General features: G+C 47.9%; 1 pseudogene. It reads left to right on the plus strand.

The features are described from left to right. Positions 1–512: pseudogene (locus OGV65_RS00860) on the plus strand (damage-inducible protein); the annotation flags it as partial.

Below are 512 nucleotides of genomic sequence, written 5' to 3' on the forward strand. Positions count from 1 at the left end.
AGCGCGTAAAAGCAGTGGCATTGGTTCAGCCGTGAGTCCCGCTCCTGAGCAGTTTGATATTGAATTTTCCGTTGGTGAGATTGAGCGCGCCCTGTACGCAAAAATCGTTAAAAAATGCGGTAACCGGCATCACTGGGAAGACTGGGCGAACGATATTGCTAAAATTGCCCGCACACATATCGACCGCATTCACGGCATTCTCGAAAATCCGGGGAATAAAATAGAAATCAGTGCCTTCAGGGCATTTGCAGATGAACTGCGTGATGACCTGAATAACAGTGTTTCCGATGATGAAATCATTGAAATGCTGGCTCAGCACCTGATAACCAAGCCGGTTTTTGATGCCCTGTTTGCGGATTACAATTTTACCGACCATAACCCGATGAGTATGGCGATGCAGAACGTGCTTAACACGTTGCAGGAGCATCATCTCGAAAAAGAAGCCAGCACGCTGAACAGCTTCTATGAGTCGGTAAAAATGCGTGCGGACGGCATTACCACCGCAGAAGGTA

This window comes from Citrobacter sp. Cb004 (genome assembly GCF_030337065.1).
GTDB lineage: Bacteria > Pseudomonadota > Gammaproteobacteria > Enterobacterales > Enterobacteriaceae > Citrobacter > Citrobacter braakii.